Source organism: Microbaculum mangrovi, assembly GCF_051390635.1.
Classification (GTDB): Bacteria; Pseudomonadota; Alphaproteobacteria; order Rhizobiales; family Tepidamorphaceae; genus Microbaculum.
Genome location: NZ_JBPODT010000003.1, coordinates 707,590 through 731,286, shown reverse-complemented (window position 1 = coordinate 731,286; position 23,697 = coordinate 707,590). Strand labels below are relative to the sequence as shown.

The following is a 23,697-nucleotide window of genomic DNA, read 5'->3' as shown; positions in this document are numbered from 1 at the left end:
GCAATCCTCTCGTCAGATATTCTGTCTCAGATAGCGGTTCTGGACGTCGGCGACCCAGTTGCCGACGTTCCATGACCCGTACGCGCCCATGCCGCCGATCTCGTCTGTGCCGGCATAGACCGGCACGTGCACCAGCGACAGGCCGTCATGGGACGCGGCGTCCTCGAGCGCGGCACGCAGGCTGTCGGCATCGTATCCGGCGAACACCGCCTTGACGCCGTCGACCGAGGAAGCGAGCTGCACGTAGTCGACCGGTACGCCGTCATTGGTGCGGAACTCGTTGCCGTATTGCGCATGCTGCAGACCGGTGATCGCGGCCATGCGCCGGTTGTCGAACAGCACGACCATGCCTTTGACGCCGTGTTCGACACCGTCGATCAGGATCTGCGGGTTCATCATGAAGGAGCCGTCGCCGGTGAACGCAATTCCATAGCGCGGTTCGTCGGCCGCGGCGGAGGCCAGCAAGGCGGAAACGGCGAAGCCCATATAGGACGCGCCGGTTTCGGTGTAGGTGTCGCCGGGCCGGTCGTCCTCGACGATCTGAAAGCCGTTGGCCTGAACGTCGCCGGCATCGAAGAATTTGGCGGCATCGCGGGCCTTGGCGAAATCGGCAGCGATCTTGATGGCGGCGGGCTGGGTCAGGACCGTGCGCTCCCAGACCTCGTCCATTTGCGGCGGGGCGGCGAAGCGGGCGTGCTTGAACGCCTCCCACTCGCGCTTCTTCTCGCCGCACGCCTCAAGCCAGCCTGCCCTGGCCGCCGGGTCGACGGCGTTCGATGTCGCGATCTCCTCCAGCAACTGGCCGATGACCGCCGAGATGTCGCCGGGCAGGCCCGTCGTGTTGGCGTAGTGCATGAGGTCGGACAGGTCGCCGTTGATGTTCACGACGGCCCTGGCGTTGGGGTAGCCGACACCGGAGCAATCGGCCTGGCAAACCGCGCGCGTGCCGATCGCAATCAGCAGGTCGGCATTCTCCATGGCATAGTTGCCGGAGATCGAGCCCTTCGAGCCGCCGACATGCATGTTGCGGGGATCGCCGTCGGCGAGGACCCCGGTCGAACCGGGGGACAGGACCACCGCCGCGCCGATGCGCTCGGCGAGCCGGCGGACCGCCTCGGCGTGGTTGCGGGTGCCGCCGCCGGCCTTGACGACCGGCCGTTTGGCCGCCGCGATCCGCGTCACCGCCTCGGCGAAGACGGCCTTCGACCGCGGCGCCATCGGCGCTACCGTTGTCCGGCCCGGCAGCGTCCCGAGGTTCACCTCGGTCATCTGCGGCTGCGTGTTGAGCGGCAGCAGCAGGTAGAACGGCCCGGCCTTGAACGGATGGTGCACGCAGGCCGTCCCGCGGCGCAGGCAGTCGCGCAGCGCGCCCGGCGTGTGCAGCACGTAGGACTGGCCCATGATCGCGGTGATCTGGCCGAACAGACCCTGCTGTTCCTTCGGGATCTGCTGCATGTTGTAGCCTTCGCCCTGCGTCGTCTCGTCACCGTAGATGTGATAGACGCCGACGCCGTTCGACGAGGCCGCCAGCGATCCGGCCATCGCCTGAAGGGCGCCGGGACCGATCGAGGTGATGGCCGCGCAGGTCTCGCCGTACTGCCAGGCAAGCGCGGTGGCGGCATGGGCCATCTCGACCTCGTTGCGGCAGTTGATCGTCCGCGTGACGCCCTCGTCCTCATAGACGCGCAGCACCTCGCCGAGATCGGTCGAGCCGTGACCGAAGATCGCGAAGTACTTTCGGACCCCTTGTCGCAACAGCCCGAGCACCAGCCCTTCGGACAAGCTCACCTCTACGATGCGGTCGAGCGCGCCCGACGCGATCGCCTCGTCCAGGCCGCCGGCGTGCCGAATGGCGCGCGCGCGCCGGCGCATGGCTTCGCTCAATTCGGTTTCAGCTCTGCGCTCCAGCATCGCTCAGACGGCCTCTTCCTGCTGTTGTTGCTTGGTTTTCAGCTTTTCCGCCCGTGCCTCACGCGCCTGCCCGACAAAGTGCAGGGCAATGACACCGATGGCCATCAGATAGAAGATGATAGCCGTCACGGAAGAGAAGAACGTCGACATGTCGCCTTCCGACAGGATCACTGCCGTGCGGAATTCGCGTTCCAAGGTCGGGCCGAGGACAAGGCCGAGAACGACCGGCGTGAGCGGAATGCGCGCCCGCATCAGGCCATAGGCCAGCACGCCCAGGATGCCCATCGTGTAGACGTCGAATACCGAATTGCGGATTGCAAAGGCGCCGAAACCGCACATGACGATGATCGCGACCGCAAGGAGGTGCGCCGGCACGCGCAGGATCTGCACGAAGAACCGGATGCCGAGCAATTGAATGGCCAACACCGCGATATAGGCGACGATGATGGAAATGTAGATCGCGTAGATATCGCCGGAATGCTGGATGAACAGCATCGGGCCTGGCACGAGGCCATGGATGAGCAGCCCGGACAGAACCAGCGCCGTTGCCGGGTCTCCGGGAATGCCGAGCGACAGGAGCGGGATCATCGCCCCGCCGGTCACGGCGTTGTTTGCGGTCTCCGGTGCAACGACGCCGGCCAGCGCGCCCTTGCCGAAGCGCTCTCGTTCCTTGGACGATCGCCTGGCATGGGCATAGGCCAGAAACGCGGCAATCGGCCCTCCGGTGCCCGGAACCGCTCCGATGCCGGTGCCGATAAACGCGCACCGCACCATCAGCCAGAAATTTTCCTTCAGAGTCCGGAGGCTGGGCAGTTCGACGCTCACGTCGGAGGCACCCACGGCACTCTTTTCACTATGGTAATAGTCAGCGAATGCCGCGATCACATGGGGAACGGCAAAGAGCGCAATCATCGCGACGATCAGGTTCACCCCCTGCTGCAGGGTGATTGTGCCGAACGTCAGTCGCTGTACGCCCTCCATCTCGTCCAGGCCGATGGTCATCAGCATCAGGCCGATCACACCGGCGATCAGCCCGCGGACCAGCGATTTTTCCGAAAGACCGCAGATCGTGGACAGGCCGAACAGGACGAGCGCGAAAATCTCTACCGGTCCGAAATGCAGGGCTATCCTGGCCACCACGTCGACCGAAACGATCATCACGACCAGGCTGACCAGCCCCCCGAAGCTCGACACGATGACCGCCGTGCCGAGGGCCAGCGATGCCTTGCCGCGCTTGGTGAGCTGGTAGCCGTCAATCACCGTGGCAGCCGAAGATGGCGTACCGGGGATGCCGAGCAGGATTGCCGACACCGAGCCGCCCGTCATGCCGCCGATATAGGTGCCGAGAAGCAATCCGATCGCCGGCGTTGCCGCGAGCGAGAACGTGACCGGCAGAACCAGCGCCAGCGCCACCGTGAAGGTCAGTCCCGGGATCGATCCGAAGACAAGACCGATGAATGTCCCGGCCACGACTGCCAGGATGGCGTCAGGCGCAAGAGCGACAGTGAGGGCGGAATAAAAGACGTCCATTTGACGATACCGACCCTAGAAATGAGAAAGCCAGGTGCCCGGCGGCAAATAGGCACCGAGCAATTTGCCGAAAACCAGCCAGCAGCCGCCTGCCAGACCGATCGCCATCGCGGCGATCACGGTTGGTTTGCGGATACCGAGCACAAGCCACATCGATGTCGAGACGACCATCACCGTCGCAATCGCGAAGCCCAGCTTCTCCATCAGGAAACCGTAGCCAATGATGATCGCGAACACCGAGGCGACGACTCGAAGTTCGGCCCGGGTCGTCGCGCGCACGACATCCTCGTCTTCGACGTCAGCCACATTCGCCCGGGCTTTCCGGAATCCGGAAACCAGCAATATGGCCGAGAGCAGGATGAGAAGGATGCCGAGGCCGAGCGGAAATGCGCGCGGCCCTACACTCTCGCCATATCCTGGCGAAACCGTGAGGTAGACGACCCCCGTCCAGAGCGCCCCGAACACAAGCAGGAGCGTTCCGACAATCTGGTCGCGATGAACCGCGCGCATGATGGTTGCCTCGCCTGGACTACTGGTTCAGGCCGAGTTCCTTGATCAATTCGCCGATCCACTTGTCATCGGCAGCGATCTGCTCGCCGAACTGGGCGTGATCGGCGAACGCCGGCTCGAAACCGACCGTCTTCGACGCAGCGATGAATTCGTCGCTGGCGGTCGCCTTCTTCGCCGCTTCCTCGAGGACGGCAACGACCTCGTCCGGCGTGTCGGCGGGTGCTGCGAGCCCACGCCACATGGTGATGTCGAGATCGCCGGCGCCGGCTTCAGCACAACTCGCCACGTCGGGAAGCGCGGAAATGCGATCCTTGCCAGTCACGCACAGGATGTTGATGGTGCCCGCCTCGGCGTGGGAAATGAACTGCCCCGGCCACTGCAGCGCGGCGTCGATACGTCCGGCGAGCAGTTCGACCGGCGCCTTGCCCTGGTCGTACGGCACGTGGATGACCTTGTCGGTGAGGCCCAGCTTGTCGAGCAGCGCCATCGTCGTGAGGTGCGTGAACGACCCCTTGCCGGAGGCGCCGACCTTCAGCTTCTTGTCCGACGACTTGATGTCGTCGACCATGTCCTGAAGCGTCTCCCAGCCGGCGTCGGCCCGTACCGCGAAGGCCGGCACTTCGACGCTGATCCTGGCGATCGGCTTGAACGCCGTGTAATCGAAATCGGTCCGACCGCCGTGATAGCCGGTGCTGATCGAGTTCGAATTCCAGACGATGTTGTATCCGTCCGGATCCGTTGCATTGACGTACTTGTAGCCAACGGAGCCGCCGCCGCCGGTACGGGCGACCGGCACCACCGGATTTGACATGTTCTTCGACATCAGATCAGCGAGCAGCTGGCCGATGGTCTGTGCGGTCCCCCCGAACAACACTGTCATCTCGACCGGCTTTTCCGGGTATTCGGCCCGGGCCGGAGCCTGGCCGAACACGAGCGCCAGAGCAGTGGCGCCGACGATCCACTTCATCGCTTTAAGTCCCACGGTCTCTCTCCCTGTTTGTGTTTTGGATGCGCAGATTACGCTAGTTGCGGCTTCTTCTGGGCCAGCCGGGAGCCCCTCCTCGTCTGGAGACTTGCCTCGGTATCCGCTTCGGGAAGCTGCGAGAGCGCCCAGGCATCGCGGATCACGCGCTTGGCGTTGGCGATAATGATTTCGGAAATCTCGCCAGCCAGCACCGGACGAACTTCCGCGCTGACGACCGGGCGCTCCGGCTTGTCGAAAAAGCCGTTCTTGGTGAGGGCGCGGAAGAAGCTCGTCACCTCCGGCAGATCGGTTTCGCCGCCCGGCACACCAAAGCGCGGCTGGATATCGCCGTAGGCTGGATGGCTCTTGTCGCGGAAGGCGCAGTTGCCGAGGTGCACGGCGTCCAGGTAGTCGGCCATCATCGGGATGCTGACGTCCGGATCCTCGTCCAGCAGCGGGAAATGGCTCAGGTCGGTCAGAAGGCCGAAATTCGGATAGCTCGGCCGCAGTGTCCTGGCGACATCGACGGCGTCCCCGACGTGACCGATCAGGTTCTTCTTGTCGATATCGCGGTCGAAGATTTTCAGAGTGAACTGCAGCCCGTCGTCGTCTTCCGCCGCGTAGTCCATGATCTGGCTGATCGAGTCGACAAGAAGCTTCTTGGCTTCCTCGCGCTTCTCGTCGCCGGGATCCTTGCCTGCGATCAGGCGCACCACTTCGGCGCCGAGCTGGCGGGCCTCGTCGACGCTGCTCTTGATCGCGTCGATCGCGGTCGCGCGCTCGCGCACGTCGAACGAATTGAGATTGAACTTGTTGGAGAGGACCTTCGGCTGGGTCGCGTAGGCCACCGAAAGATGGCTCTGATCGAGCAGGTGGCGGGCCGTGTTGCGGACCCGGTAGTCCTTCATCCACCCCACCTCGACGGCGGTGAAGAAGTCGTCGGCGCAGATCTTCTCCAAAGTCTCGACAATCGGACCGACGCCGGTCTCGATGCCCGGAAAGGCTTTGAAGTGAACGATGCCGATCCGCATCTTCTGGTACATGCTCACGTCCATTGGGCGTCTCCCTTCCATTCGCCTTGTCGACTCCGCCGAGATCCAGGCAGCGGATCGTTGTTGTTTGTGCGGCGCTCCCTGGTCCCGTCGGTTTCCGGCGCTATTCCGCTGCCTCCCTGACGGAGCTTTCGGAACGTGCCTTATCCGCGAGTGCCGCGATGATCTTCTCCGGCGTCGCCGGTAGCGAGGTAATGCGCACGCCGATGGCGTCGTAGATCGCATTCATGATTGCGGGCGCCGTGGGCACCAGCGCCGGCTCGCCGATCCCCTTGGCGCCGAGCGGACTCTTCGGGTCGCGGTCCTCGATGATCGTTGTCGTTATCTCCGGAACATCCAACGACGTCGGCAGGATGTACTTGGCGAATCCGTGGGTCGTCGTGTGGCCCTTGTCGAGCTGGTAATCCTCCATCAGCGCCTGGCCGAGCCCCTGGACGACGCCGCCCTCGATCTGACCTTCAACGCCTCGGGGATTGATGGCGCGGCCGACGTCATGCGCCGCCCAGATGCCGAGCACCTGGACTTCGCCGGTCACCGTGTCGACCTCGACTTCGGCAACCTGACAGCCGAATACGTAGGTCTGCCAGGGGCTTCCAGAGCCATCGACAGGATCGAGGCCAGTGCCGTGCGCGGTGAAGGAGCCGGAGCCGACCGGCACGACGCCGCGCTTCTTGCAGATGTCGACGGCCTCTTCCATGGACATCTTCAGATTGGTGCCCTCGGCCCAGATCTCGCCATCGAAGGACTTGATGGTGTCTGCCCCGACGCCCCAGTGGTCGGCGAGCTCGTCGACCAGCTTGGCGCGGGCATCGCGGCAGGCAAGCGCCACCGAGTTGCCGATCATGTAGGTCTGCCGGGTGGCACCGGCGTGGGCGGCCTCCGGCGAGCGCGCGGTGTCGTTGTCGCCGATGGTCACGTCCTCGGGCCGGATGCCCAGCTCCTCGGCGGCGATCTGCGCGAGCACGGTGAGGATCCCCTCGCCGATCTCGGTAACGCCGGTGACGATCTTGGCGGTCCCGCCGTCGTCGAGTTCGGCCCAGGCGCCGGCCCGGTCGATCGTTGCCGTGCGGGCGATGCCGTACCAGCTTGCGGCAACGCCGCGGCCGCGCATCTTGCGTTGCATCACGCCACCTCCTGCCGATTGGCCGCGCTGTCCTTGCGAACCCGCGCGCCGAGGGTGCAGGGCGGACGGGTGCCGACGCCTGCAAGGTCGGCGCGCTGCGGACCGCGCATCGCCGGTGCGCCGGCCTCCCAGCCGGAGCTGCGTTCGGCGGCGTCGAGCACCTCGCCCATCGAGACGGAGTCCAGCGTCTGCCGGGTATGGGTCACGGCGCCGTCACGCATCATGTTGATGCGGCGGAACGCGAAGGGATCGAGCCCGAGCTTCTCGGCGCAGATATCCATGTGGGACTCTGTCGCGAACTGCGCCTGCATGGCGCCGAAGGTGCGGAACGCGCCGGAGGGCGTGTTGTTGGTGTAGATGCCGTACGTATCGATCTGCACGTTCGGGATGTCATAGGGGCCGCACGACAGGATCGCCGCCTTGCGCATCACGCCTTCCGTCGACAGGCCGTAGGCGCCGCCATCGGAAATCATCCTGAAGGACACCGCCGTGATCCGGCCGTCCCGCGTCAGGCCCATCTTGTAGGTGATGCGCGCGGGGTGGCGCTTGGCGGTCGAAATGATCGATTCCTCGCGGGTGAACACCAGGCGCACCGGCTGGCCGGTCTTCATGGCCGCAAGCGCCAGCATCCCCTGGTAGATCATGTCCTCCTTGCCGCCGAAGCCGCCGCCCACCGGGCTCATGATGAAGCGGACCTTGTTGATCGGCCGGTCGATGATCTTGGCCAGCATGTGCCGATGATGGGTGATGTTCTGGCTCGGCGAGACGACGGTCACGACGTCGTCGTGGTCGACATAGGCCAGCCCCGCCTCCGGCTCGAGGTAGGCGTGCTCCACCTGCTGGGTCGAATAGGTCTGCTCGACGATCAGGTCGGCCTCGGCGAAGCCCGTCTCGACGTCGCCCTTGCGTATCGGTATGTGCTTGACGAGGTTGTCCTGCGCATAGTCGTGCACGACCGGCGCCCCCGCCTGCATCGCCTCTTCGGCGTCGAAGACGGCGGGCAACTCCTCGTAGTCGACCCTGATCAGCGACAGCGCCCTGGTGGCGGTCACCACATCGTCGGCGGCGACGGCGGCGACGGCTTCTCCGACGTACCGCACCTTGCCGCGCGCCATGATCGGCTGGTCGTGGACGAACACCCCGAAGCCGTCCTCGCCGGGAACGTCGGCGGCGGTGATGACGCAGGCGACACCGGGCAGCGCCTCGGCCGCGCTGGTGTCGATCGCCTTGATAAGGGCGTGCGGGTGGGGGCTGCGCAGCACCTGCATGTGCAGCATGCCCGGCATGACCATGTCGCCGGCATAGCGCAAGCGGCCCGACACCTTGCTCGGGGCGTCGAGCCGGCGCACGTTGTTGCCGATGTAGGAGGCATCGACCGCATCCGCCTCCAGCACCGCGGCGGGGCGCGTGCCGGCGATCACGTCGCGGGCGATCTCCACCGCCTCGAAGATCTTGCTGTAGCCGGTGCAGCGGCAGATGTTTCCGCCCAGCCGCTCCTTGATCTCCTCGATGCCGGCGTCCGGGTTCTCGCGCAGGGCCGAGGTCGCCGCCATGACCATGCCGGGAATGCAGTAGCCGCACTGGCTCGCGCCGGTCTTGTAGAACGCCTTCTGCAACGGCGTGAGATCGCCCGTGCCCGCAAGTCCCTCGACCGTCTCGATCTTGGTGCCTTGCGCCTTGGCGGCCGGCATCAGGCACGACTTGACCAGCTTGCCGTCGACGAACACCGAGCACGTTCCGCACTCGCCGGCGCCGCAGCCTTCCTTGGTACCGGTCAAGTTCAGGTCGTCGCGGAGGAAATCGAGCAGCCGCTGGTGGACCCCCGCGCGCCGACGAACCTTGCGGCCGTTGACTTCCAGTTCAAGATCCAATTCAGACATGGGATTTCTCCCTTTCCCGAGCCGCCTGGAGGGGAGCGCCGGCGTCGGCCAGTGCTTCCTCGATAGCCGCCGCGACGAAGCCGCGCACAACGGCCCGCCGGTAATCCTGACGCGTCCGCGACGCGACCCGCGCCGGCGGAATGGCGCTCGCTTCCGCGATGATGTCCCGCGATATCGGCTTGCCGTTCAGCATGGCTTCGATATCGGCCAGCCGAACCGGCACCGGACCTATGCCGCCGAGCGCCAGGCGCACGTCCTCGAAGATGGTTCCGCCCGGATCGGTCTTGACGCAGGCAACGGCGCAGACGGAGGAGATGACCAGAGACCGGCGCTGTCCGACCTTCTGGAACGATCCGCCGTAGCCCTGAAGCGAGTCGCAGGTCACCGCGGTGACGATTTCGCCGGGCTGAAGGGCCGTCTTGCCGGGTCCCTGGATAAAGTCGGCGACGGGAAGAGACCGCCGCACGACGGCATCGCCGTCAAGCCCCGCCATCTCGATCTCGCCGTTCAACGCCAGTACCGGCGGCGTCCCGTCGGCGGCCGGCGAGGCGTTGACGATGTTGCCGGCCAAGGTGGCCTGTTCGCGGATCTGATCGTCCGCGAACCAGATCGCGCAATAGGGCATGCACGGCAGGTGCCGGCGCAACGTCTCGTCGGTCAGGAACTGCTGGTAGACGACGTTGGCACCGAGCCGCACCCGTCCGTCCGCCACGAAGTAGCCGGACAGGTCCGTCACACGGCTAAGGTCGATCATGGCGGGCAGGTGCACGTTCCCGCCGCGGCCCTCCCGGGCCCACGGCAGGATGTCCGTCGCGCCAGCCACCAGCCGGCTCCCCTCCGGCGCGGCCCGCCACAGGGCCAACGCCTCCTGAAGCGTTGCCGGCATGTGATACTGATCGCAGGTCAGCATGGACCGTCTCCAGCGAGTATCCGCAAAGCAATCAGCTTTTCGGCGCGTAGAACGTGCCTTCGACTTCGACAATGTCGTCCTGGTTCAACCGGTCGACTTCGATAATCGTGCGCGGCGGGTACGGCCCGTCGCCCCAGAGTTCCTTCTGGATCGCGTTGACGATCGGCCGATAGCGGTACATGTCGGTGACATAGACGACGAGCCGCACCGCGTCGCGCAACGTGGCGCCTTCGGATTCGGCGATCATCTTCATGTTCATGAAGGCCTGGCGGACGCGCCCCTCGTCGCCCTCGACGAGCGAATTGGACTTCGCGTCGATTCCGCGCATGCCGGCGACGAAGACGAAGTCGCCGGCCCGCGTGCCGAGCGACCATGTCGCGGTCGGCTTGATTCCGCCCTCCGGCGCCAGCGTCTTCACACCATTGGGCGAAAGCCCTTCGGCGGATGCCGTCGAATAGGCGCCAGCCGAGATCGCGAGCGCAGTGGCGAGAGCTAGTGTGCGAACAATCATAAAGGTTCCCTCCCGGGCGTTGTCGGGCCTGCCGCCCTTTTCTGACAAAGGTCCTGTTCGTCGTTCTTATTCGGCGGACCTATTCGGCGGCTTCGGCGTGTTTCGCCGCGGCGTGCTTGTTCTTGACCACCACCTTGATGGCGTCCTCGACGCGGTCCTTGGCGTATCGGATCGCCTCCGGTAGGTCGTCCATGCTGAAGGTGTGGGTGTGGATCAGCGTCGCATCGAACCGCTTCTGGCGCATGAACGCCTCGGCGCGATGCGTGGCGCTCTTGCCCTCGCCGCGGATGCCGTAGACGTAAATGTTGTTGCGCACGAGATGGGCGATATCGACCGCCGGCGCCTCGTGCGGGAAGGCGGCGAGACAGATCCTGCCGCCGCGGTTGACCATCTGCGCGGCCTCGTTGATGCCGTTCGGCGCGGCGGAACACTCCAGCACGTAGTCGACGCCGCCATCGACGATGCGCCGCACGGCCTCGACCGGGTCTTCCTTGCGGACATTGATGACGTGGTCGGCGCCGAGTTGCTTGCCGATCTCCAGGCGGTTGTCGCGCGTGCCCGTCAGGATCACCGGCTGCGCGCCGAGCGCCTTGGCGACCGCCACGCCGAGCAGGCCGATCGGCCCGGGCCCCGTCACCACGACGCTTTCGCCGGCGACCAGGCCGCCGAGTTCGGTGAGGCCGTACATGGCCGTCCCCGCGGTCACTACCAGCGTAGCTTCCTCGTCCGACATGGAGTCGTCGACATGAACCAGAGTGTTGATGTTGTTGACCTGATACTCGCAGAAGCCGCCGTCGGTGGTGAAACCGTTCGCGCGGTGGCCCTTGTCGACGTCGCCGTAGTTCTTTCCGTAATTATGGCACGACGTGTACATGCCTTCCCGGCAGCGCTTGCACTGGCCGCAACCGGCATGGATCTCCACCGTCACACGCTCGCCGATCTCGTACTCGTCGACGCCGGGACCGAGCGCCACGACCGTGCCCATGTATTCATGGCCGGGCGTGAAGCCCTTGTTGTAGGGATCGCCGCCCTGAATCATGGCCGGCGGGCCGTGATAGATGATCTCCAGATCCGTCGCGCAGATCGCGACGGCGTCGATGCGAACCAGCACCTCGGCCCTGCCCGGCGCCGGCACCGGCTTGTCTTGAAGGGCGAGTTCGCCGGGGTTGCCCAGCACCCAGGCCTTCATGGTCTCCGGGATCGGATGGTCGGCGTTCGTCTTAACGTTGGCGGGCATTGCCATTGGTATCGTTTCCTCCTTGTTGCCCCACGATCACGTCCACGTGGCGCTTTGTTTCGTTGCGTCCGGCTACGGCTGCTCCAGGACCTCCTTCGGGCTTCCGAACCGTGCTGAAATGGTCGAAGCGCACTGCTTCACGAGAGCCTTCACGTTTTCCAGGTGCTCGCCCTCGGCGCGAATCCGGGGCATCGAACAGCTGATCGAGCCGATCACCGCGCCGCTGTGGTCGCGAATGGCCGCGCCGACGCAGACGACACCGGGCTGGAATTCCTCGTTGTCCATGGAAAACCCGTTGCGGCGCACCAGCCGCAGGTCTTCCATCAATTCGGAAATGGCCGAGATGGTTTTGTCTGTGAACTGTTTCAGTCCGCCATGGGCGATCACCCGCGCGATCTCGGCCTCGGGCAGCCAGGCGAGGATCGCCTTGCCTGTCGCGGTCGCGTGCGCGGCGTCCGACTTGCCGGCGCCATCCGAGCCGACGCGGATCGGCAGCTTCGAATCCAGCCTGGCGAGCGTGACCAGCGAGAGCCCCTGCAACACCGCCAGATAGACGGCTTCGAGCGTCTGATCATTGAGGCGCCGCAGCTCCGGCATCGCCTCGTCGAGGAGGTTGAACTGCTTGAGACGCGACTCCGAAAGCTCGGTGATGCGCGGGCCCAGGAAATAGCCCCGGGTGCGCTGCGACCGACCGATGAAGCCGCGCTGCGCCAGCGTCGCCAGCAGATGGTGGCAGGTCGAGGCGTTCAGCCCGGCCTTGGACGCAAGCTCGTTCAACGACATTTCGCCGTTGGCGTCTCCGAGGATTTCCAGCAGTTCGAGGGCACGGGCGACCGACTGGACCGTTCGCGGTCCCTTGGCGACGGCGGGCGCGTCCGAGGCGGGTGCGTCCGTGTGCGACCCCTGCTCTTCTCGAGCGCTGTTGCTGACGATCGTTGCCATGGTCGAGCCAAATTGATCCTGTCGAATTGACCTTGCTAAGGAGGCCAAAACCGGCTCTTTGAGTCAAGTCTATTTTCTATTGTCGAATGCAATTTGATATTATCAAATTTCATGAAGCGGGATCTGCGCATTGGCACACCGGGACCGCCCGTGGCGGCGAACCGGTGCTTATCCTCTTGCGTAGGAGGGGTCGCGCCGGCAAACAGTCACTTGACGGCCGGTAACGAGCGCCGCGCAGGCGCGTCGTCACAGCGGGAACGAAAGGGAACCGAACGGATGTATCATCTGATCTACGTGAGCCAGGCGGACCGCCCCATGAGCGAGCAGGACCTTGCCGACATCCTGACGAAGAGCCGGGATCACAACCGCCGTGACGGCATCACGGGTCTGCTCATCTACAAGGTCACGCCCGCAGCCGGCCGGGCCAATTTCATGCAGCTGCTCGAGGGCGAGAAGGACCAGGTCCTGACGGCTTACGCTCGCATAACGGCCGATGCGCGCCATCACACCAAGGTCGTTCTGGAAGAAGGCGAGATCGCCGGGCGCAATTTCCCGGACTGGTCGATGGGCTTTCGCAACATCGACGAGGCCGACCTCGCCAAGTTCGAGGGCTACTCGGATCTGGGCTCCGAGGATTTCTGGACGAAGGCACGGAGCGGCCATTTCGACGATGCCCTCAACCTCATGCTGTCCTTCTACGATGACAGCGCCGAGCAGGACTGACGCTCAAGGAACGAGTCCCGGGACGCCGGAGACCGGGCTTTCCAGCCTGAATCACCTCCACGGCCCAAGGCGTTGCGAACACCCGTGCGGATGACGGGACCCTGTAAGTCGGCGCGGTTGGCTTGAACCAAGTCCGAGATCGCTCTGAATCTGGAATTGCCCCGTGGCCGGGATCAGGAACCGGGTCCGACTTTCGTCAGACAGCTCGGTCGACTGAGCACTAGCGATCGCTGCCGCCACGCCGACGCCCCGCTCCGACTGGCCAACCGGTCACTGAGGACCTTCTTCTACCATCCAGTCCGAAGAATATTTCTCAATCTTCAATATCAACGACGTTTCGACCTCGACCACGCCCTCGATCTGACCAAGAAAATCGGCCACGAAGCGTAGCAGATGATCATGATCCTTGAAGAAGGCTTCGACGATGAGGTTGCTCCGTCCGGTGGCAATTCCGCAATAGCGCACCTCGGATCTCTCCGAAACGGCTGACGCGATTTTCCTGACGTGATGAAGCGTCGTCTTGATCCCGAGTATCGCAGAGATATTCATTCCGGCGAGGAACGGCGAAGGGACGGCAACGACCTCTATGTAGTTTCCCGAGATCAAGGCAGAAAGGCGCTTCCTTACGGTTGTTTCCGTAACGCCGAGCCGACGGGCGATCTCCGAATTGTTGGTACGCCCGTCGACTTGGAGAATCCGCACGATCTCCTGGTCGATATCATCCAGCGGAACGGCTTGATCCCTGCTCGACCGCGAACGCGATTCCGTCTCGGCTCGTTGCGCCTTCTTCACGGCAACTCCAATACAGCGGGCTTTGCGCTACCATATTTTGGTTTCCGTGAGTCGGCCATATCGTTCGGGATCCGTGCGACGCAACGCGATCGTCCGCGCCATGCCAATCAGAAAAACAATCGGCAGAGACGAAAGAATTACTACGTTCGCGACGCCTTCCCGGCCGGATAGAAGCGAGAAGTTCACGGTAATGAGCCATGTCGCGACGGCCAACCCGACCATGCTCAACACCGGCGCTATTGTCGTCACGAAAACGCCGTTGTCGGACGTTCTATCGGTTCGGAAATAGACGAGTATCGCGACCGAGCAGATAAGCTGCAAAACAATGATGGCAAGAATACTTGGAGCGACAGCAATCAGGAACAACTCAAGGTACGGATCGAGGCCGACGAGCCGCGAAACCAGAACAACCACGAGGGCGATAGCGGAGACCGTCAGGCACGCCGCCTGCGGGGACCGGTTCACCTGATTGATACGCCCCAGAAATGCCGGAAGCAGGCCTTCGCGGCTCAAGGTGAAGAGATACCGGGATCCCGTATTGTGGAAGGCAAGGCTGGACGCGAAGGTGCTCGTGATGAGGAGTATTTCCATAACGACCGTCGCGCCGTGGCCGACATATCTTTCAGTGGCGATGAAGAACATTTCGGTTGGGCTCTCCGTTGCCACTGCGACAACTTGCGACTCTCCGAACGCGACGACCGCCACCCAGGCCATGAAACCGTAGAATACCGTGAGGAACCCGACGGCCATAAAGGTTGCCTGCGGCACGGTCTTGCCGGGGTTCCGCGCCTCTTCCGCGTAGACCGCCGTCGACTCGAAACCGATGAAGGCGCCAAAGACGATCGCGAACATCGCGCCCGTTCCCAGGCCTCCGAATATACTCGTCGGAAGAATTGGCTCGGCTGTAAATCCTTCAGGTCCGCCTGACAGAAGGACCGGAACAGCAAGCACCACCAGAATCAGCACCTCGGAGATCAGAGCTACGCCGAGAACCTTTGCGCTCAGCGAAATCTGCTGATAGCCGAGGAAGGCAACCAGTGCCCACGCTCCGAGGGAAAACCAGACCCAGTCGATCTCGATACCCGCCAGACGCGACATGCTACCCGACGCGAACGCGCCGAATGCACCCAGCTGGCCGAACGTGATCACGCAGTAGGCGGCTGTAGCGAGCGCCGCGGCTCCGCCACCCATGACCTTTCCCAAGCTCTTGCCAATATATGCATAGAATGCGCCTCGGTTGTGGACGCGCATCGCCATCCGGGTAAAGCCGACGGCAAACAGAAGCAGAACCAAACCCGCGAAGAGTTGGGCTCCCGGCGCGCCAATGCCGCCGATCATGAATGCCAGTGGCGCAAATCCGGCCACCACGAGAAGCGGCCCTGCCGCCGCCACGACGAAGAAGGCCAACTCCAGCGGCCCCATACCTTCGTCGCTCGACGTTAAGACGAAATCCGTTGATTGGTTATTTTTAATAGTTGCCATTCCCCCCCCCTTGTTGGGTCCCCTCACGGGGTCGATTTCATTTCCTCGTAAGCTGCTGCGGCTTTTGCGAAGCAATCGATCGGAGGCCGCAAGATGCCCGCGCCGATCTGCCCCCCATCCTTTCCGGCGAGTCCGCCGTCGATCGCCGGTGTGATCCCGGTGTCGAGCACCTTGAAAATGTCGATCCCGGTGGGCGCGCCGCGGAAACCGAAGGGCGGCAGCAGGAACTGGTCGTGTTCACGCACGCAGATCCGATACATCTCGTCGTTGGTGCGCTGCATCGTCGCGAAGTCCCCGCCCTGGTAGGCCTGCAGCGTCGGCGCGCAGACTTGGGCAAATCCCCCGAGGCCTACGACCTCGGTTACGCAGCTCTCGCCGCCTATCCACTCCGTGTCTTCATCGGTGAAGCCATCGAAGAACCGGCCTTCGAGGGCCGGATGCGGGCCACGAAACCAGGTGTCGCCCAGGCCGCTTACTCGGATTGCGAAATCCTGGCTGCTGATCGCCATTGCGGTGACCAGGCTGCTGCCGTCGACGCAGTGGGCGGCGTCGGCCATAACTTTGGCTGCCGCCATTCCGAGCCGGAGGAACGAGTACTCGTTCTCGTAGAGAAAATCGAAGGCGGCGAGCACCTCCGCCTTTCGACCGCCCGCGTACAACTCGAACAGCGACTTGTTGATCTCTCGAACGAACAGAATTGTCGCGGCCGTGTTCCGACTATGCAGTTCATCGCCCATTCGCAGCCCCCGAGCCATCAGCGGCTTTAGGGGAATGGGCCCGCTGATATCGATGGCAGCGGACAGAAGCGGCGCCAACGAGTCCCGAAGCCAGTTCAAGGCATCGCGGACATTGTCGTCGTACGCCCCATAATTCAGCTTCAGCCGGCTCGGCCCCTCGTAGAGACTGCAGAACGCCTTATGCCCGTGGACCGCATCCTCCACGATCACCACGGGCATCGATGCGGTGAAAATCCCGGCGACGGAGCCAATACAGCTGTGGTCCTGGGTGGATCGGACGTGGATTTTCCCATCCCGGATCAGGCGGTCGGCTTCGCCGATGTCGCGCGCCAGTCCCTCGTACACCGCGCCGAAGAGAACGGCGCGGCGCTGCCCGCCGGTATAGGCCGACCACTCGAGCGGCGCACCCGACGTAAGGATCGTCTGCGGAGTCATGCCGGGCACGACATCAACGGCCGGCTCTATCCCGACTAGCTGGGGCTCGCTCGCGAGCATCCGACCAACCGCGATGTCGTTGGCGGCGGCGCGCGCGGGATCGTTCATCTGACTTCCTCCCCGGATATAAATTTCAAATTCTCTGGAGATACTTCTGAATCTCCCACTCCGTCACGACGGTGCGGAATTCGTGGCCTTCTTGTCTTTTGTGCTTGAGAAAAGTGGAGTGGAATTCTTCGCCGAACACGTCCCTGGCGAAGTCACTTTCTTGGAAGGCATCCAAGGCTTCGTCCAGCGTCCGCGGAAGGGGGACGCACCCGCGGTCGACAAGGTCGGTCGGTGCGAGCTTGTAGGTGTCGACATTCACAGGCTCGGGAGCCGTCAGCTTCCGCTTGATCCCGTCAAGGCCGGCTGCGAGCACGATCGCGATGCCAAGATAGTAGTTCACCGCGCTGTCGGCGGTCCTGACCTCCAGGCAATGCCGGTTTACCGGCATGCGGCACATCAGCGTGCGATTGTTTTCGCCCCACGCCTGGAAGATCGGAGCCCAGGAAATCTCGTCCATGAACCCCTTGCTTGTGAAGCGCTTGTAGGAGTTCACGGTCGGACAGACCACGGCGCTGATTGCCCGGGCATGTTCAAGGACGCCGGCAACGAAATGCATCGCCAATTCGCTGTAGCCACCCCCGGACGCGAACAGGTTTTCTCCGTCCTTTGCCGACGCGATGCTGATATTGATGTGCGATGCCGACCCAAAATCGTCCTGAAAGGGCTTCGGCATGAAGGTCGCGATGCAGCCATTCTGTCGCGCGACATGCTTGGCCATCAGCCTGAAGACGGTCATCCTGTCCGCCATCGTCAGCGCATCGGCATAGCGGAAATTGAACTCGTACTGGCCGTCACCGCCTTCGTGGTCGAAAGAGTAGACGCCCCAACCGAGCTCGTTCATGTACTTGACCATCGGCCCGAGGAATGGTTCGGCCAGCATGGTCGCTTCGATGTCGTATCCACAGGTCGGGGGGTTGATCCTGTCCGAAGCGACGAGCGGCTCCCATCCGCCTTCGGTATCTCGAACGACGTAAAACTCGGGCTCGATTCCGACATTCGCGACGAAGCCAAGCTCCGCCGCTTCTTCGGTGACATTGAGCAGGAGATTCCGTGAGTCCTGATTGTACCGCTTTCCGTCCAGGCGGAGGCTGGAGGGAATAAGCGCAAAGCGCCTGTCCCACGGCAGGACGATCATACGATCGAGGTCCGGATACCCCGCGCACTCGTCTTCGTGGGGACCAAGTTCGCCCATCCCCTCGAGAGCTCCGACTGTATAGAGCTCAGATCCGCCCAACATCGAAGCCAGGCTCTCTACCGGGACGCACTTGCTCTTCGGCGCGCCGTTGATGTCGACATAAAAGCCGAAAACATACTCGACGCCCTGCTCTTTCAGAGATCGAATTTTCGAATTTAGATCGTCCATATACGCCCCCATTCTCTATATCGAATTTTTTGAGACATATAAGTTCGAATGTCAATGCTAATATTGTATAATAGTTCGAATATCGATCTTCATCATTTCATGACCAGTCGAAAGACAGCAGCAACATGGCCATGCGCCGCGACAAACCAGACTTTGAGGAGACTGCGTTAACGACGATCAGAAGCTGAGATCTGGCACTGACCATCGATCTCGGCGAATGCTTCGCGAGTGCTGCCAGGACATTTCAGATTGATTGGGACGGGCTGGACACGGCTTTTTCGGAGCCAGGGCACCGAACCCGACCACTGCAATTAGCCGGATTGAACGGATCGGCCGGAACGGTCGTCTTCCAGAGACAACAAGACCCTTCGCGGGGGCAGCCCGCACGGTCGCATTCAGACGAGCCCGCCGGCCGTCCGATCCCTGGCGACCCACCCCGTCTTTAGGTCACCTGCCGGCGACAAAACCGGGTCCCGTCGTGGCCTATGAACTGCCTTCGATCGTCTTCCGAAAGCGGGACAGCGCGATCCCGAACAAGACAGCGCCGATCACGGCCAGCCACAGGAACTGCGGCCAGACGACGTCGAAACCGGCGCCGCGGTAGAGAATCGACTGCGCCAGCATGACGAAGTGCGTCGTGGGCGCGGCCAGCATGACCGTCTGAACCAGTTCGGGCATGCTTTCGCGCGGGGTCATGCCGCCCGACAGCATCTGCAGCGGCAACATCACGAGGATCAGAAGCAGGCCGAACTGCGGCATGGACCGTGCCAGCGTCGCCAGGAAGATGCCAAGCGCGGTCGTCGCGAACAGGTGCATGGACGCGCCGGCGAGGAACAACGGCACGGAGCCTTCGATTGGGACGGCCAGCAACCCCTCGACGACGAATACCAACGAAAGAGAGCTGGCCAGGAGAACGACGAGCCCCATCGACCAGACCTTCGCGGTCATGATCTCGAACGGGGTTACCGGCATGACCAGCAGGTGCTCCACCGTTCCGTGCTCTCGTTCGCGGATCAGGGCGGCTCCGGTCAGAACGATCGTCAGGATCGTCACGTTGTTTATGATTTCCATGATCGCGCCGAACCAGGTCTCGTTCAGTTCCGGATTGAACCTGGCGCGCACCACGATCTCGACGGGCAGTTCGGAGGCATCGCGACGCCGTTCCAGGAAAGCCCGCACTTCCTCGAGAATGATGGTGTGGATGTAGCCTGATCCGGTGAACGCCTGCGACACGCGGGTCGCATCGACATTGAGCTGGACCTCGGGCCGGCGACCGGCCAGAAGATCACGCTGGAAATCGGGGGGGATGTTGATGGCGAACGTGTCGACGCCTGAATCCATCCGCTCGTCCATCTCGAACTGCGAAATCAGTTCCGGCTCACTGAAGTACGGCGGATAAAACGCGCTGACGATACGCGTCGACACGGTCGAGCGATCCTCGTCGACGATGGCGATCGTGGCCCTGTTGAGCGTCTCCGGCATCGCGGTCGCTGCCATGTAGATGGCGACGCTGAACGCGTAGACGATCAGGGCCACCATCATCGGATCGCGCCGCAGGCTGCGAAGCTCCTTGACCCCGAGATCGAAAATGTTGGCCAGACGCATCGCTCAGGCCCCCTGTTTCCGCAGGAAGATGCCCGCCAGACCAACAACCACCGGCACGGACAGCAGCAGCGGCACGAAGGCCATCTGAAGATCGGAAAAATCCAGCGCCTTGGAAAAGGTGCCGCGCGCGATGATCAGGAAATACGTCGTCGGATAGACCTCGCCGACAAGACGGCCGAAGCCTTCGAGCGAGGAAACGGGATCGAGCAGGCCGGAGAACTGCACCGCCGGCAGGATCGTCAGGATGGCTGTGCCGAAGATCGCCGCGATCTGGCTGCGCATGAAGGTCGAGATCAGCAGGCCCAACCCCGTCGCAGCGGCGACGTAGAGCACCGCTGCGGCGGCCAGCGTCGGAAAACTCCCCGTCAGCGGCACGCGGAATATCGCCACGGCCTGCACGGTCAACAAGAGGAAGCTGAGGATCGAAAGCCCGATATAGGGAAGCTGTTTTCCGAGCAGAAACTCCAGGCGCGTCGTCGGCGTCACATAGAAATTGACGATGGATCCCAACTCCTTCTCGCGGACCACGCTCAGCGCCGCAAGCATCGCAGGCAGCACCATGAGAAGGATCGGAATGACGGCAGGCACCATCGCAACGAGGCTCCTGACGTCGGGGTTGTAGCGATAGCGGATGGCGATATCGACCGGGGCCGCCAGCAGCGCGCCCTGGCCGCGCGCGCGCGCCTTCGCGGCGAGCCAGTTCATGTGCATGCCCTCGACATAGCCGCGAACGGTCTCGGCGCGCTGGGGCATAGCCCCGTCGATCCACGCCCCGACGCGCGCCACGCCCCCCTTCTCGATATCGCGGGCAAACCCGGGCGGGATCTCGATCGCCAGGCTCAGCTCGCCCGAGCGCATGCGCCGGTCGAGATCCTGATAGTCGGTGATCGGCTCGCGCTCGATAAAGTAGCGGGAGCCCGAAAGATCGAAGGCATAGTCCCGGCTGGCCGCCGTCTGATCGCGATCAAGAACCGCGAAGGTCAGGTCCTCGACGTCCATACTGATGCCATAGCCCATGACGAACATCAGGATGACGCTACCGATAAGGGCCAGTGTGAGCCGGATCGGATCGCGACGCAGTTCCAGCGACTCGATCCGGGCATAGCTCAGCATTCGTCGCGGATCGAAATGGCGGCTCCACCACGATTCCGACACCTTGCCATCGTCGTGGTCGGTTTCGCCGTCGGCCACCTGTGCGGTGCCGGGCGACCCGGCCGGCTCGGTCGCGCCGGCGCCCGCCGCGGCCTCCAGATATTCGATGAACACCTCTTCGAGCGTGTCCGCGCCGTGTTTCGTCACGAGACTGCCGGGCGCATCGGTGACGAGCACCTTGCCGGCGTGCATCAACGAGACGCGGTCGCACCGCTCGGCCTCGTTCATGAAATGGGTGGAGATGAAGATCGTCACCTGGTCGCCGCGCGACAGCTCGATCAGCATGCGCCAGAAATCATCCCGGGCGACCGGATCGACGCCCGACGTCGGCTCGTCGAGGATCAGCATGTCCGGCTTGTGGATCATGGCCACCGCCAACGACAGGCGCTGGCGATGGCCGAGCGGCAGGGCGCCCGGCAGGACGTCGACCACGTCCTCCAGATCGAACCGCGTCACCATCTCGCCGACGCGCCCGGCCAGATCCTCGGCGGGAACCTTGAACAACTTGGCGTGGAGCTCGAGGTTCTGGCGAACGGTCAGCTCGGTGTAGAGCGAGAACGCCTGCGACATGTAGCCGACGCGCCGGCGCGTCTCGATGTCGTTGGAATCCACCTCGTGGCCGAACAACCAGGCCTGCCCCTCGGTCGGCGGCAGCAAACCGGTGAGCATCTTCATCGTGGTGGTCTTGCCGCAGCCGTTTGAGCCGAGGAAGCCGAAGATCTCTCCCTTGCCAACGCGCAGGCTGACTTTGTCCACGGCGGTGAAGTCCCCGAACCGGCGAGTCAGGTCATGCGCCTCGATCGCGATCTCGCCCTCACTGTCGGCATCGCGCGGCACGATCTCGACAGGGCGATAGGCGCGGCGCTGGTCCTCCGGCAACAGGGCGATGAACGCCTGATCCAGGGTCTCGGCGCCGGTCTGGGCGAGCAACTCGGCCGGGGTGCCGGTTTCCAGGATCCGCCCCGCGTTCATCGCCACAAGCCAGTCGAAGCGGGCGGCTTCCTCCATGTAGGCGGTGGCCACGACCACGCTCATGCCGGGGCGCTCGGCGCGGATGTCGTCGATCAATTCCCAGAACTGCCGGCGCGACAGCGGATCGACGCCCGTCGTCGGCTCGTCGAGGATGAGCAGGTCGGGATCATGGATGAGCGCACAGCACAGGCCGAGCTTCTGCTTCATGCCGCCCGAGAGCTTGGCCGCGGGGCGATCGACGAAGGGCGCCAGCCCGGTCTTTTCGGTCAAGGCGGCGATGCGCCGTATCCGCTCGGCGCGAGCATGGCCGAACAGCCGGCCGAAGAAGTCTATGTTCTCGAAAACCGACAGGGTCGGATAGAGGTTCTTGCCCAGCCCCTGCGGCATGTAGGCGATCCGCGGACAGGCATTCCGGCGGTGGCGGGCGCTTGCCATGTCGCCCTCCAGAACCATGATGGTGCCGGACTGGATTTCGCGGGCGCCCGAGACAAGCGCGAGTAGGCTCGACTTGCCGACGCCGTCCGGGCCGACCAGTCCGACCATGCGGCCCGAGGGCAGCGCGAGGTCCAGTTCGTCCAGGACGACATTGTTACCGTATCGCAGGCTGACGCCGGACAGCCGCACAACCGGGGCCTCGTCACCCGGCGCGGTGCGATCTGTGCTAGGGCCGGTCATCCGGCGGCCGCGTCCTCGGGCAGACGGACCTTCAGGTCTTCAGGCCAGTCCGTCGTCGGGTCGAGGCGTACATAGGCAACTCCGGGAAGGCCGGTCTTCACGTTGCGGACGTATTCGCGCAGCAACTCGGAGGGAATGCGCGCCTTGACGCGAAACATCAGCTTCTGGCGCTCATCCGCGGTCTCGACCGTCTTCGGCGTGAACTGCGCCACGTCGGCAACGAAGAAGACCCTGGCCGGAATGACGTACTGGGGCGCGGCATCGAGGACCAGACGCGCCTCGGCGTCCACGGCCAAGACGCCCGCTTCCGCGGTCGGCAGGAAGAAGGTCATGTAGACCTCGTCGAGGTCCACCATGTTGAGGACGGTGCTTCCAGGGCCGACAACTTCGCCGGGCCGTGCGACGATGTACTGGACGCGCCCGTCGCGGGGCGCCGCCAGCAGACTGTCGTCGATCTCGACCTGGATACGGTCGATCGTCGCCCGCACCGCTTCGATATCGGATTGCGCGGCGATCACCTGCGAGCGTGCAAAGCCGAGCGCGGCATCCGACGCGGCGAGGTTGGCAACGGCGGCGCTGACCGCGGCCTTCGCGCCCTGCACGTCGGCGCGATCCTCGTCGAGGCGCTGCTGGGTCGCCGTGCCGGTGGTCGCCAGCTCCTCGGCGCGGGCAAGGCTTTTCTCTGCGATGGTCAGCTCGGCCTGGCGCTGCTCGATCAGCGCCTGCATGGACGCCTTTTGCGCTTCCTGCTGCCTGACCCTGGACTCGGCGATCGTCACGCCGATCTTCGCGCTTTCGAGCTGGGCCTGCGCTTCGCGGAGCTGCGCCTCCAACGCCCGGGTGTCGAGCTTGGCCAGCTTATCGCCGGTTCTGACGAACTGGCCTTCGCTGACATAGACGTCCTGCACCCGCCCCGCCGTCTTGGCCGCGATGTAGATCTCGACGGCCTCGATGCGGCCGTTGCTCTTGGCAAAGCCCTTGGGAACGCCGGGCGGCTGAGCGTAAAGCCATGCCGCGTAGAGACCGCCGGCGGCGACGGCGATGAGGATGAGACGAAGGATGGAGCGTGCAGCCTTGGGCATG

Annotated in this window: 19 protein-coding genes; 1 reads left to right on the top strand and 18 read right to left on the bottom strand. The window is 63.7% G+C overall.

Features of this window, described 5'->3' with window-relative positions; genetic code table 11:
• Positions 1-12: 12 nt before the first annotated feature.
• The 11 genes from ACSF9G_RS16230 to ACSF9G_RS16180 form a co-directional block, all read right to left on the bottom strand.
• Entirely contained in the window at positions 13-1,911 is a 1,899-nt protein-coding gene (locus ACSF9G_RS16230) for a thiamine pyrophosphate-dependent enzyme (protein WP_436643141.1), read from the bottom strand.
• Positions 1,912-1,914: 3 nt separating this feature from the next.
• On the bottom strand, positions 1,915-3,441 hold the full coding sequence (locus ACSF9G_RS16225; RefSeq protein ID WP_436643140.1) for a tripartite tricarboxylate transporter permease: 1,527 nt from the start codon (positions 3,439-3,441) through the stop codon (positions 1,915-1,917).
• 15 nt (positions 3,442-3,456) lie between these two features.
• The gene (locus ACSF9G_RS16220; RefSeq protein WP_436643139.1) at positions 3,457-3,951 is read right to left on the bottom strand and encodes a tripartite tricarboxylate transporter TctB family protein; all 495 of its coding nucleotides are present in this window, start codon (positions 3,949-3,951) and stop codon (positions 3,457-3,459) included.
• 19 nt (positions 3,952-3,970) lie between these two features.
• Positions 3,971-4,933, bottom strand: a complete 963-nt coding sequence (locus ACSF9G_RS16215; RefSeq protein ID WP_436643138.1) for a Bug family tripartite tricarboxylate transporter substrate binding protein — start codon at positions 4,931-4,933, stop codon at positions 3,971-3,973.
• A gap of 35 nt (positions 4,934-4,968) precedes the next feature.
• The gene (locus ACSF9G_RS16210) at positions 4,969-5,970 is read right to left on the bottom strand and encodes a sugar phosphate isomerase/epimerase family protein (protein ID WP_436643137.1); all 1,002 of its coding nucleotides are present in this window, start codon (positions 5,968-5,970) and stop codon (positions 4,969-4,971) included.
• Between the two features lie 100 nt (positions 5,971-6,070).
• Entirely contained in the window at positions 6,071-7,090 is a 1,020-nt protein-coding gene (locus ACSF9G_RS16205) for a xanthine dehydrogenase family protein molybdopterin-binding subunit (RefSeq protein WP_436643136.1), read from the bottom strand.
• The gene (locus ACSF9G_RS16200; protein ID WP_436643135.1) at positions 7,090-8,970 is read right to left on the bottom strand and encodes a molybdopterin-dependent oxidoreductase; all 1,881 of its coding nucleotides are present in this window, start codon (positions 8,968-8,970) and stop codon (positions 7,090-7,092) included. The genes ACSF9G_RS16205 and ACSF9G_RS16200 overlap by 1 nt, the downstream gene beginning before the upstream one ends.
• On the bottom strand, positions 8,963-9,880 hold the full coding sequence (locus tag ACSF9G_RS16195) for an FAD binding domain-containing protein (protein WP_436643134.1): 918 nt from the start codon (positions 9,878-9,880) through the stop codon (positions 8,963-8,965). The genes ACSF9G_RS16200 and ACSF9G_RS16195 overlap by 8 nt, the downstream gene beginning before the upstream one ends.
• A 31-nt stretch (positions 9,881-9,911) precedes the next feature.
• Positions 9,912-10,391 carry a RidA family protein gene (locus ACSF9G_RS16190; RefSeq protein ID WP_436643133.1) on the bottom strand — a complete coding sequence of 160 codons (480 nt, stop codon included), beginning with the start codon at positions 10,389-10,391 and terminating at the stop codon, positions 9,912-9,914.
• Between the two features lie 79 nt (positions 10,392-10,470).
• Positions 10,471-11,634 (bottom strand): zinc-dependent alcohol dehydrogenase, encoded by a 1,164-nt coding sequence (locus tag ACSF9G_RS16185; protein WP_436643132.1) that lies wholly within the window; start codon positions 11,632-11,634, stop codon positions 10,471-10,473.
• 66 nt (positions 11,635-11,700) lie between these two features.
• Positions 11,701-12,570: an IclR family transcriptional regulator gene (locus tag ACSF9G_RS16180; RefSeq protein ID WP_436643131.1), complete on the bottom strand. Its 870-nt coding sequence runs from the start codon at positions 12,568-12,570 to the stop codon at positions 11,701-11,703.
• A gap of 276 nt (positions 12,571-12,846) precedes the next feature.
• Here ACSF9G_RS16180 and ACSF9G_RS16175 point away from each other — a divergent pair, with 276 nt between their 5' ends.
• Entirely contained in the window at positions 12,847-13,293 is a 447-nt protein-coding gene (locus tag ACSF9G_RS16175) for a BLUF domain-containing protein (RefSeq protein ID WP_436643130.1), read from the top strand.
• A gap of 270 nt (positions 13,294-13,563) precedes the next feature.
• Here the strand turns inward: ACSF9G_RS16175 and ACSF9G_RS16170 are convergent, their stop codons facing one another.
• The 7 genes from ACSF9G_RS16170 to ACSF9G_RS16140 all read right to left on the bottom strand — a co-directional run bounded on the left by ACSF9G_RS16170 (position 13,564) and on the right by ACSF9G_RS16140 (position 23,696).
• On the bottom strand, positions 13,564-14,085 hold the full coding sequence (locus ACSF9G_RS16170; RefSeq protein ID WP_436643129.1) for an Lrp/AsnC family transcriptional regulator: 522 nt from the start codon (positions 14,083-14,085) through the stop codon (positions 13,564-13,566).
• A 27-nt stretch (positions 14,086-14,112) separates the two neighbouring features.
• Positions 14,113-15,567, bottom strand: coding sequence for an APC family permease (locus tag ACSF9G_RS16165; RefSeq protein WP_436643128.1), 1,455 nt, complete (start codon positions 15,565-15,567; stop codon positions 14,113-14,115).
• A 23-nt stretch (positions 15,568-15,590) separates the two neighbouring features.
• On the bottom strand, positions 15,591-16,847 hold the full coding sequence (locus ACSF9G_RS16160; RefSeq protein WP_436643127.1) for a YlbE family protein: 1,257 nt from the start codon (positions 16,845-16,847) through the stop codon (positions 15,591-15,593).
• Positions 16,848-16,872: 25 nt separating this feature from the next.
• Positions 16,873-18,210 carry a glutamine synthetase family protein gene (locus ACSF9G_RS16155; protein ID WP_436643126.1) on the bottom strand — a complete coding sequence of 446 codons (1,338 nt, stop codon included), beginning with the start codon at positions 18,208-18,210 and terminating at the stop codon, positions 16,873-16,875.
• A 483-nt stretch (positions 18,211-18,693) separates the two neighbouring features.
• Complete coding sequence (locus ACSF9G_RS16150; protein ID WP_436643125.1) at positions 18,694-19,815, bottom strand: ABC transporter permease; 1,122 nt, start codon at positions 19,813-19,815, stop codon at positions 18,694-18,696.
• A gap of 3 nt (positions 19,816-19,818) precedes the next feature.
• Positions 19,819-22,614 (bottom strand): ribosome-associated ATPase/putative transporter RbbA, encoded by a 2,796-nt coding sequence (gene rbbA, locus ACSF9G_RS16145; protein ID WP_436643124.1) that lies wholly within the window; start codon positions 22,612-22,614, stop codon positions 19,819-19,821.
• On the bottom strand, positions 22,611-23,696 hold the full coding sequence (locus tag ACSF9G_RS16140; protein ID WP_436643123.1) for an HlyD family secretion protein: 1,086 nt from the start codon (positions 23,694-23,696) through the stop codon (positions 22,611-22,613). The genes rbbA and ACSF9G_RS16140 overlap by 4 nt, the downstream gene beginning before the upstream one ends.
• Position 23,697: the final 1 nt, after the last annotated feature.

Excerpts from the sequence above, each read along its gene's own strand:
- ACSF9G_RS16230 (WP_436643141.1), bottom strand. The coding sequence starts at position 1,911 with ATGCTGGAGCGCAGAGCTGAAACCGAATTGAGCGAAGCCATGCGCCGG.
- ACSF9G_RS16225 (WP_436643140.1), bottom strand. The coding sequence starts at position 3,441 with ATGGACGTCTTTTATTCCGCCCTCACTGTCGCTCTTGCGCCTGACGCC.
- ACSF9G_RS16220 (WP_436643139.1), bottom strand. The coding sequence starts at position 3,951 with ATGCGCGCGGTTCATCGCGACCAGATTGTCGGAACGCTCCTGCTTGTG.
- ACSF9G_RS16210 (WP_436643137.1), bottom strand. The coding sequence starts at position 5,970 with ATGGACGTGAGCATGTACCAGAAGATGCGGATCGGCATCGTTCACTTC.
- ACSF9G_RS16205 (WP_436643136.1), bottom strand. The coding sequence starts at position 7,090 with ATGCAACGCAAGATGCGCGGCCGCGGCGTTGCCGCAAGCTGGTACGGC.
- ACSF9G_RS16200 (WP_436643135.1), bottom strand. The coding sequence starts at position 8,970 with ATGTCTGAATTGGATCTTGAACTGGAAGTCAACGGCCGCAAGGTTCGT.
- ACSF9G_RS16195 (WP_436643134.1), bottom strand. The coding sequence starts at position 9,880 with ATGCTGACCTGCGATCAGTATCACATGCCGGCAACGCTTCAGGAGGCG.
- ACSF9G_RS16190 (WP_436643133.1), bottom strand. The coding sequence starts at position 10,391 with ATGATTGTTCGCACACTAGCTCTCGCCACTGCGCTCGCGATCTCGGCT.
- ACSF9G_RS16185 (WP_436643132.1), bottom strand. The coding sequence starts at position 11,634 with ATGGCAATGCCCGCCAACGTTAAGACGAACGCCGACCATCCGATCCCG.
- ACSF9G_RS16180 (WP_436643131.1), bottom strand. The coding sequence starts at position 12,570 with ATGGCAACGATCGTCAGCAACAGCGCTCGAGAAGAGCAGGGGTCGCAC.
- ACSF9G_RS16175 (WP_436643130.1), top strand. The coding sequence starts at position 12,847 with ATGTATCATCTGATCTACGTGAGCCAGGCGGACCGCCCCATGAGCGAG.
- ACSF9G_RS16165 (WP_436643128.1), bottom strand. The coding sequence starts at position 15,567 with ATGGCAACTATTAAAAATAACCAATCAACGGATTTCGTCTTAACGTCG.
- ACSF9G_RS16160 (WP_436643127.1), bottom strand. The coding sequence starts at position 16,847 with ATGAACGATCCCGCGCGCGCCGCCGCCAACGACATCGCGGTTGGTCGG.
- ACSF9G_RS16155 (WP_436643126.1), bottom strand. The coding sequence starts at position 18,210 with ATGGACGATCTAAATTCGAAAATTCGATCTCTGAAAGAGCAGGGCGTC.
- ACSF9G_RS16150 (WP_436643125.1), bottom strand. The coding sequence starts at position 19,815 with ATGCGTCTGGCCAACATTTTCGATCTCGGGGTCAAGGAGCTTCGCAGC.
- rbbA (WP_436643124.1), bottom strand. The coding sequence starts at position 22,614 with ATGACCGGCCCTAGCACAGATCGCACCGCGCCGGGTGACGAGGCCCCG.
- ACSF9G_RS16140 (WP_436643123.1), bottom strand. The coding sequence starts at position 23,696 with ATGCCCAAGGCTGCACGCTCCATCCTTCGTCTCATCCTCATCGCCGTC.